This window comes from Cellulomonas sp. P4_B5_2, from assembly GCF_056402235.1.
This window is the reverse complement of the sequence record NZ_JBFUHU010000226.1, coordinates 1-8,455: the sequence shown is the minus strand read 5'-3', so window position 1 is coordinate 8,455 and position 8,455 is coordinate 1. Positions and strand designations below refer to the sequence as shown.

Annotated in this window: 10 protein-coding genes; all 10 read right to left on the bottom strand. The window is 72.0% G+C overall.

The genetic code is table 11. From position 1 onward, the window contains the following. Positions 1-127: 127 nt before the first annotated feature. On the bottom strand, positions 128-1,129 hold the full coding sequence (fliG, locus tag AC1DUQ_RS15660) for a flagellar motor switch protein FliG (RefSeq protein WP_477060038.1): 1,002 nt from the start codon (positions 1,127-1,129) through the stop codon (positions 128-130). Continuing rightward, positions 1,126-2,736, bottom strand: coding sequence for a flagellar basal-body MS-ring/collar protein FliF (fliF, locus tag AC1DUQ_RS15655; protein WP_477060037.1), 1,611 nt, complete (start codon positions 2,734-2,736; stop codon positions 1,126-1,128). Before fliF ends, fliG begins: the two co-directional genes overlap by 4 nt. Next, positions 2,736-3,044, bottom strand: coding sequence for a flagellar hook-basal body complex protein FliE (gene fliE / locus AC1DUQ_RS15650; protein WP_477060036.1), 309 nt, complete (start codon positions 3,042-3,044; stop codon positions 2,736-2,738). Before fliE ends, fliF begins: the two co-directional genes overlap by 1 nt. A gap of 2 nt (positions 3,045-3,046) precedes the next feature. After that, positions 3,047-3,442: a flagellar basal body rod protein FlgC gene (gene flgC, locus AC1DUQ_RS15645; protein ID WP_477060035.1), complete on the bottom strand. Its 396-nt coding sequence runs from the start codon at positions 3,440-3,442 to the stop codon at positions 3,047-3,049. Next, a complete protein-coding gene (gene flgB / locus AC1DUQ_RS15640; protein ID WP_477060809.1) occupies positions 3,442-3,783 on the bottom strand; it encodes a flagellar basal body rod protein FlgB in 342 nt (113 codons plus the stop codon). Before flgB ends, flgC begins: the two co-directional genes overlap by 1 nt. A 159-nt stretch (positions 3,784-3,942) precedes the next feature. Next, on the bottom strand, positions 3,943-4,287 hold the full coding sequence (locus tag AC1DUQ_RS15635) for a hypothetical protein (RefSeq protein WP_477060034.1): 345 nt from the start codon (positions 4,285-4,287) through the stop codon (positions 3,943-3,945). 1 nt (position 4,288) lies between these two features. Then, positions 4,289-4,738 carry a flagellar export chaperone FliS gene (locus AC1DUQ_RS15630; RefSeq protein WP_477060033.1) on the bottom strand — a complete coding sequence of 150 codons (450 nt, stop codon included), beginning with the start codon at positions 4,736-4,738 and terminating at the stop codon, positions 4,289-4,291. A gap of 34 nt (positions 4,739-4,772) precedes the next feature. After that, complete coding sequence (gene fliD, locus AC1DUQ_RS15625; RefSeq protein ID WP_477060032.1) at positions 4,773-6,128, bottom strand: flagellar filament capping protein FliD; 1,356 nt, start codon at positions 6,126-6,128, stop codon at positions 4,773-4,775. Positions 6,129-6,182: 54 nt separating this feature from the next. Then, positions 6,183-7,397, bottom strand: coding sequence for a flagellin N-terminal helical domain-containing protein (locus tag AC1DUQ_RS15620; protein WP_477060031.1), 1,215 nt, complete (start codon positions 7,395-7,397; stop codon positions 6,183-6,185). Positions 7,398-7,506: 109 nt separating this feature from the next. After that, a complete protein-coding gene (locus tag AC1DUQ_RS15615; protein ID WP_477060030.1) occupies positions 7,507-8,370 on the bottom strand; it encodes a sigma-70 family RNA polymerase sigma factor in 864 nt (287 codons plus the stop codon). Between the last annotated feature and the right edge of the window lie 85 nt (positions 8,371-8,455).

The following is an 8,455-nucleotide window of genomic DNA, read 5'->3' as shown; positions in this document are numbered from 1 at the left end:
GGAGGCCTCACGGACCGCGACGTTCACCGCCGGCGCGTCGAGGACCGCGGGCCGGAAGGCGGTGGCGACGCCGGCCTGCGAGCGCGCCTGCGAGGCGGGCGTGCCGAGGGGCACGAACGACAGCTGCTCACGCAACGAACTCGTCCTCCCCGTCGCGGCGGATGACGATCTGCCCGCTCTCCTCGAGCCGGCGGATGGCCTGCACGATCCCGGCGCGGGCGTCCTCCACCTGCGACAGACGGACCGGACCGAGCAGGTCGATCTCCTCGACCAGGTTCTCGCGGGCACGCTCGGACAGGTTGCGCAGCACGGTGTCGCGCACCTCGACCGAGACGCCCTTGAGCGCCACGGAGAGCTCGGACGTCTCCACCTGACGCAGGACCAGCTGCATCGCGCGGTCCTCGAGCAGGACGATGTCGCCGAAGACGAACATCCGGCTGCGGACCTCCTCGGCCAGCGCCTCGTCGCGGCTGGACAGCCCCTCGAGGATCAGCTTCTCCGTGGTGGGGTCGGCGCGGTTGATGATCTCGACGAGCGGCTGCACGCCACCGACGGGAGCCAGCTCGCGCGGCGCCAGCACGGTCGAGGCCTTGCGCTGGAGCGAGTCGGCGATCACGGCGACCACGTCGGGCGACGCCCGCTCCATGAGCGCGATGCGGTGCGCGACCTCGCCCTGCAGGTCCGGCTCGAGGCCGGCGAGGATCGCCGACGCGTGCTCGGGACGCAGGTGGGCCAGCACGAGGGCGATCGCCTGGGGGTGCTCACCGGACAGCAGCGAGATCACCTGGCGGGCGTCGGCCTGCTGGAGGAACTCGAACGGCTGCCCGGCCATGCTCGTCTGGAGCCGCTCCATCACCCCGGCGGCCTGGTCGGCGCCGAGCGAGGCCTCGAGCAGGTGCTGCGCGAGGCCCATCCCACCGCCGACCCCGGGGCCGATGACGGACGCGGCGTAGAACTCCTCGAGCACCTCGTCGGCCATGGCCTGGTCGACGCGGTCCAGCCGCATGATCTCCGCGGTCAGCTCCTCGATCTCCGCGACGTCCAGCTGCGCCATCACGCGCGCCGCACGGTCGCGACCGAGCTGCACCAGGAGCATCGCCGCCTTCTGCGACCCCGTCAGCGTGCTCATCGGCCACGTCCCGACGACGAGCCGGAGCCCACGAGCCAGCCACGCAGCAGGTCGGCGACCTCGTCCGGCTGGTCGTCTGCGAGTGCACCGATCTCCGCGCGCTTGACCGCGACGGGGTCGGGGGCGAGCTGCCGCGGGCCGGCCGGGAGTGCCGGCAGCTCGTCGGCGGACACGCCCTCGATCCCGAGCGGGTCGTGCGGGCCGGGACCGAGCGGGATCTCGCCCAGGTCGATCGCCGTCCGCCGGGACCTGCCGGACCGCCGCGCCACGGCGATCACCACGATGATGACGAGCAGCAGGGCGGCACCCGCGATCGCGCCCTGCCGGACGAAGGACTTGCTGGCGGCTGCCTCGGCCTCGGCGTCCGCCGCGGCGAGAGCCTCCTCGGCCGACTCCGCCTGCGACGTGTCGAACGCCATGCTCTGCACCGCGATCGTGTCGCCGCGCTCCGTGTCGATGCCCGCGGCGGCCGCGACCATCTGCGAGAGGTCCGCCATGTCGATCCCTGCGACGGCCTCGGTGTCCACCGCGACCGCCACGGACTGGCGCTCGACGGCGCCCGGCGCCGCCGTGGTGACCTCGGTGCTCTTGTTCACCGCGTTGGTGACGTCCTCGGTGGTCGACGTGTACGTGCCCGTCCCGGAGGCGCCCTCCGGCACCGCGATGTTGTCGGGTCCCAGCACGCCAGTGGCCGTTCCCCCGGAGCCGGTGTAGTCCTCCGTGGTGGTGGACGACGCGAGCGGCGGCGTCCCCTCGCTGGCGGAGAACTGCTCCACGGTCCGCTGGGTCTCGTCGTAGTCCAGCTCGGCGGTCACCGTGACCGCGGAGTGCCCCGCGCCGACCACCTGGTCGAGCAGTGCCTGGACGGCGCCGCGCACCCGCTCCTCGTACTCGTTCGTCTGCCGGCCCGCGAGCCCGCCCCCGGTGGCGCCCGTGCCCACGGCGGAGAGCACCTGGCCGGTGGAGTCGACGACGGCGACGTCGGTGGGCTCCATGCCCTCGATCCCCGCGGACACCAGGTGGACGATCGACTGCACCTGGTCGGCGCCGAGCGTGGCACCGGCCCGGGTCCGGACGAACACCGACGCCGTCGGGTCCGCCTTCTCGGAGACGAACACCGAGTCCTCGGGCATGGCCAGCCGCACGGTCGCCGCGTCGACGCCGTCGATCGCACCGATCGTCTTGGCCAGCTCGCCCTCGAGCGCGCGCTGGTAGGTCTTCTGCTGCTGGAACTCCGAGGAGGTCATCGGCATCTCGTCGAGCAGCGAATACCCGCCGCCGTCCGCGTTGGTGGGCAGGCCGGCCGCGGCGAGCTTGATGCGCTGGTTGTAGAGCTGGTCGGCCGGCACCATCACCGTGGAGCCGCCGTCGGTCAGCTGGTAGGAGACGCCCGCGGACTCGAGCTCGTCGACGACCGCGCTGGCGTCCGCCCCCGAGAGGCTGGTGAACAGCGGGCTCATGGTCGGCTTGGAGAGCCAGCTGCTCAGCGCCACGGCACCGAGCACGAGCACCGCCACGCCGATGATGACGAGCGTGCGCTGGGCCAGCGAGAACTCCTTGACGGCCGCCGACATCCGGCTCATCGCCGCCTGCATCTGCGCGGGCATCAGCCCTGCATCCGCATGATCTCGGAGAACGCCTCGACGGCCTTGTTGCGCACCGCGGCGGTCAGCTCGATCGCCGTCGACGCCTCGGCCGCGGCGATCGTGTAGTCGTGGATGTCGTCGAGGTCACCGGTCACGGCCTGCACGGCGAGGTTGTTCGACGTCGCCTGCAGGCCCTGGAGCTGGTCGATCGAGCCGAGCACCGAGGCGAACCCGGCGCCCGACGCGGGGTCGGCCGCCGTGGTCGCGGCCGTGGGCCCGACGAAGGATGTGGGGGTGACCGCGGACACCGCGGTGACGGGGAAGCTCATGCTCATCGTCCGATCTGGAGGGCCGCTGCGTAGGTCTCCTTGGCGCGGTCCACCACGGCGGCGTTCGCCTGGTAGCCGCGCTGAGCCATGATCAGCTGGGTCATCTGGCTCGACATGTCGATGTCCGGGTAGCGCACGTAGCCCGCGTCGTCGGCCAGCGGGTTGTCGGGCTCGTACACGAGCCGGCCCTCCGCGGAGCCCTCGACGATGCCGGCCACCTGGACGCCTGCCTGGTCACCCTGCATCTCCTGGGCGACCACGTACTTCTGCCGGAACGCGTCCTCGCTGGTGGCCCGGACCGTGCTGACGTTCGCCAGGTTGTCACTGACCGCGTCGAGCCACTTGCGGTGGACCGTCAGGCCGGTGCCCGCGATGCCGATCGCGCCGAAGATCGTCATCAGCTGGTCCGCATCGCGGCGCGCACCGACGAGAACTGGCCGGAGATCGCCTGGGTCGCCAGCTGGTAGCGCAGGTTGGTGTCGACGTTGAGCAGCGTCTCGGTGTCGAGGTTGACGTTGTTGCCGTCCTCGCGCGTGGGCTCCAACGACCGGGCGACCTGCGCCGTGACCGCGCCGCTGCCATGCCGGACCGCTTGGCTCAGCTCGTCCTCGAAGGAGACACGCTGGGCCTGGTAGCCGGGCGTCTGGATGTTCGCGACGTTGTTCGCGATGACGCGCTGGCGCAGTGCGAGACCGTCGAGCGCGCTGTTGAGCGCGACGGAGCTCACGGAGTCGAACATGCCCATGACGGACCCACCTCACCGACGAGGAGACGAGGTCGGCCGATCCGTGGCCTGCTGTGCGAGCGATCCGTGCTCACTGTCCCCATCGGCCGCGACGCCGGGGTGTGGAGGACTTCCTGCAACCCGATCGGGCTTCACCCGTTCGGGTGCGGGGGCTCAGGCCTCGGCGTCGACGTAGACGGCGGCGGCATCCGCCGGACGGCCCTGCAGGGCACGCGTCGCGGCGATCTGGCGGCGGCTGCGCGTCATGGCCTCGGCCGTGCGCCGGGCGGTGTCGAGCTGGCGGTCGAGGAGCGCCTGCGCGCGGACGTGCAGGGCGGCCGGCAGCGGACCGAGATCGCCGCGGGGGTGCCACTCGGCGGCGCGGGCGACCTCACCCACGCTGGCGAGGTGGGCGTCGCGGAGCGCGGCCTCGGCGGTCGCGAGATCCAGCTCCAGCTCGTCGAGGGCGTCCGACCAGGCGGCGACCCAGAGGTCGGTGCCCGACGTGACGGTGGCCATGTCAGCCGACGCCGAGGAGCCTGGCACCCATCGCGGCATCGGTCGTCGCGACGGGAACCGTCATGGCAGCCGGGGCCGCTGCCCGCGTGAGCTCGTCCGCGGCGGCGTGCCACGCGTCGGCCAGCGGGAGCACCAGGTCCCGGCACGCCCGCGCCCGGTCGGCGTCGCCGTGGGCGCTGGCACCGATGAGCTCGGCCAGGAGGTACCGGTAGATCGCCATGAGCTGCTCGCCGCCCTCCCAGCCCTCCGGCTGCAGGCTGACCATGAGCTCGGCCACGATCTCCTGCGCGTGCTGCAGGTGCGCGCTGCCCTGCACCCGGTCGCCGGACTGCAGCGCCTCGACGCCGCGGTCGACGTCCAGCAGCATGCGGTCGTACAGCATGGTGAGCAGGCGGGCGGGGCCGACGGTCTCGACCGCGGAGGTCACGTACCGGGAGCGGACGCTGTGCATGAGAGGTGCCCTTCGATCGGTCGGACGGTCGGGGTCAGCTCGAGGCCGACAGGGACGCGAGCTGGCTGGACAGCCACGACGACTGCGACTGCAGGCCCGAGAGGGTGACCTCGAGGGCGGAGTAGGTCTTCTGCAGGGACTCGCGTCGCAGGGCCAGCCGCGTGTCCCAGTTCTCGATCTGCTTGCCGAGGTCGGTGACGACGCCCTGCTGGCCCGTGATCTTGAGCGTCAGCGAGCCGTCGATCGAGTCGCTGGCACCGTCGGCCACGTCCGCGACGCGCTGGGCGAGGCCCGCGACGACCTTCTGCGTCGCCTCCGGGTCCTTGGCCAGCGCGGCGGAGAACTTCGCGGAGTCGAAGGTGAACGTGCCGTCGCGGTTCACCGTGATCCCGACGGTGGACGGCGACACACCGTCGACGGCGTAGGACGCGGCGGTGGCCAGCTGCTGCTGGAGCCCGCGCACCGCACTGTCCCCGGAGAACATTCCGCCGGTGACCGTGGTACGGCCGTCGCTGGCCGTCGCGGTGGTGGTCGCGGTCCGCGACGAGATCTCCGAGAGCACCACCCCGAGCGAGCCGACGAGGCCCGAGGCCAGCGCCGTGAGCGCCGCCGTGTCGGTGGCGACCGTGAGGGTGACCGGGTCGGTCTCGACCTTGGAGACCGTGATGCTCGTGCCAGCCAGCACGTCGGAGAACGTGTTGGTGGCGGAGGTCGCCTGCTGCGCGGCCCCGCTGCCGGGCCAGAGCGTGATCTTCGCGTCCTGCGCGGTGCGGGTGGGCGTGAGCCCGACCGACGTCGCGGTGCCCGCCTCGACCTCCGCCTTGGTCCCGGCGTAGATCGTGAACGCGGCGCTGGCTCCGGTGGACGTCCCGGAGAGCTGTAGCCGGGTGTCGCCACCCACGGTCACGGCGACCGCGGAGACGCCCGCGGCCGACGACGAGATGGCCCGGGCCGTCGCCGCGGCGTCCGTGCCGACGGCGATCTCGGTGAGCGTTCCGTCCGCCTTCTTGAAGGTGAGGGTCGACGCACCGCCGGTGAACCTCGCCAGGTCGGCCGGGCTCGTGAGCGAGACCTGTCCCTGGGCGACGGCGTCGACCGTGAAGCTGAGCGCGGTGGGCGTTGCGCCCGTCGTGGTGGTCGCGGTGACCGAGGCGGCCGACGTGGTGGCCTTCGTGGCGTCCCAGGAGACGGCCTTCGCGGCCTTCGTCGCGGACTCGGCGAGCGAGGCGACCTTGGTGTTCAGGGCCTGCAGCGCGGTCACGAGCGACGTGGTGGAGCTCTGCTTCGACTTCAGCAGGGTCTGGGGGGCGGCCTCCGCGGACATCAGGCTGTTGATCAGGTCGGTCGTCTGCAGACCGCTGACCAGTCCGTCGATGCCGAGCGCTGCCATGGCCGGTGGGTCGAACCCTGGGCCGCAGGGGATCACCCGCGGCCCAGGTCAGGATCACCGCAGGAGCGAGAGGACGCCCTGGGGGATCTGGTTGGCCTGCGCGAGCATCGCCGTGCCGGCCTGCGACAGGATCTGCGCGCGGGTGAAGGACACCATCTCCGAGGCCATGTCCGTGTCGCGGATCCGGCTCTCCGACGCGGACAGGTTCTCCACCGAGACGTTGATGTTCTTGATGGTGTGCTCGAGGCGGTTCTGCATCGCACCGAGGTTGGCGCGAGCAGTGGAGACGCCCTTGATCTTGTCGTCGATCAGCTTGATCGACGCCTGGGCGTTGGTCGCGCTGTCGAACTTGAGACCGACCGTCGAGGTCGCACCGGCGGTGCCGGCGGCGGTGAACCCCGCGCCCGCGCCGTCGGGGTCGGCGATGCCGACCGCTCCGCCGTTGTTGGCGGAGACCACGATGCCGGTGCCGGCGCCGTTGGCGTCCTTCACGACCGAGACCGTGAAGTTGGCCGCGAAGGCGGCGTCGCTCCGGAGAGCCCCGGCGTACTCGTCGACCGACTGGAAGCCGGCGGCCGAGCCGTCAGCCGTGGCGTCGAGCGTGCCCGTGGTGATCGTGGTAGCGACGCCACCCTGGGTCACCGTGAAGGTCGCGGGCGTCGTGGCCAGGGCGGTAACACCCGCAGCCGCGATGTCGAACTGCGTGCCGGACGTCGCGAGCGCACCGGTCTTGAGGTCGGCCGAGAGCGACTTGATGTTGGCGCCGGACAGGTCGACCACGATCTGGGAGTTGGTGTCGCCGTCCGCACCCACCTGGAAGGTGAGCTTGCCCGAGCCCGCGCCGGCGGAGCCGTCGAGGAGCTTGGTGCCGTTGAAGTTCGTCGAGTTCCCGATCCGGTCCAGCTCGGAGACGAGGCTCGTCGCCTCCGTCGTGATGTTGGCGCGAGCGTCCGCGTTGTTGGAGTCGTTACCGGCCTGGACGGCCAGGTCGCGAACCCGCTGCAGGATCGCGTGCACCTCGGTGAGGGAGCCCTCAGCGGTCTGCACGACCGAGATGCCGTCCTGGGCGTTGCGGGCGGCGACCTTGAGGCCACCGACCTGCGAGCGCAGGCCCTCGGAGATCGCCAGGCCGGCCGCGTCGTCCGCAGCGCGGTTGATGCGGAAGCCGGACGAGAGCTTCTCGAGCGACTTGCTCAGGTCGTTCTGCGTGTTGGACAGGTTGCGGTACGAGTTGACTGCCGCGATGTTCTGGTTGATCGAGAGACCCATCGTGATCTTCCTCCTTGAGTCGGGTCCGAACAGCCCCTCCATGGGCTTGGTCTGCCCATCGGCTGCGATCCGCCGGTCTGAGGAGTTTTCTGCGACGAGTTCGTCGAGGTCAGGCGGACACGGCCGGCAGTGCCGCGACGGCGGAGCGCTGCACCGGCACGACGCCGGGCGCCGCGGTCGGGGTGGCCGCCATGGCCGCGCGGGCGGCGATCGCGGCGAAGTACGAGTGGCGGCGACGCTCGGCCACGCCGTCCGGACGCTCGCCGGCAGCAACGAGGTCGGGCTCGAGGTTGGCGTTCAGCCCGTCGCGCAGCAGGCTCAGCGCCTCGGTGCGCAGCTGGCTGATGCGGGACTGGGTGACGCCCAGCTCGTCGGCCAGCTCGGCGACGGAGCGGTCCTGGAGGAAGATGCCCTCGACCACGACGCGCAGCCGCTCGGGAAGCGTGTGCACCGCGGCGCGCAGCCAGTGCAGGCGCTCCGCGGTGAGCAGGGCCTCCTCCGGGTTGGGCGCGTCGTCGCGGACCATGTCCGTGATGGCGGGGTCGGCGGCGTCGATGCTCAGCACGCGGCGAGCGGTCTCCTGCGTGGCGCGGTCGACCGCAGCCACGTCGGTGCCCATGGCACCGGCCAGCTCGGTGCGGCTCGGGGCGCGGCCCAGGGTGGCGGTGAGTCGCTCGGAGGTGGAGGCCAGCTCACGGACCCGCTGCCGGGCTCCGCGCGACGCCCAGTCCATGGACCGCAGCTCGTCGAGCAGCGCGCCCTTGATCCGCAGCGACGCGTACCGCGCGAACGGGACCCCCGTCGTCGGGTCGTAGGCCCGCGCCGCCATGACGAGCGCGAGGCTGCCGGCGGAGGCGAGCTCGTCCCGGGACACGCTGGGCGGGACGCGGTGCAGCAGCTCGCTCACGGCGTACCCGACGAGGGGCAGGTTCGCGAGGACGAGGTCGTCGACGGCGGCGGCGGAGATGGTCACCGAGTCTCGCTCGGTCGCCCGGGGCGACGTCTTTAGGCATCGGGCGCCACCAACATGTGAGCACGCTGTGAGGCCGTCTGAATCG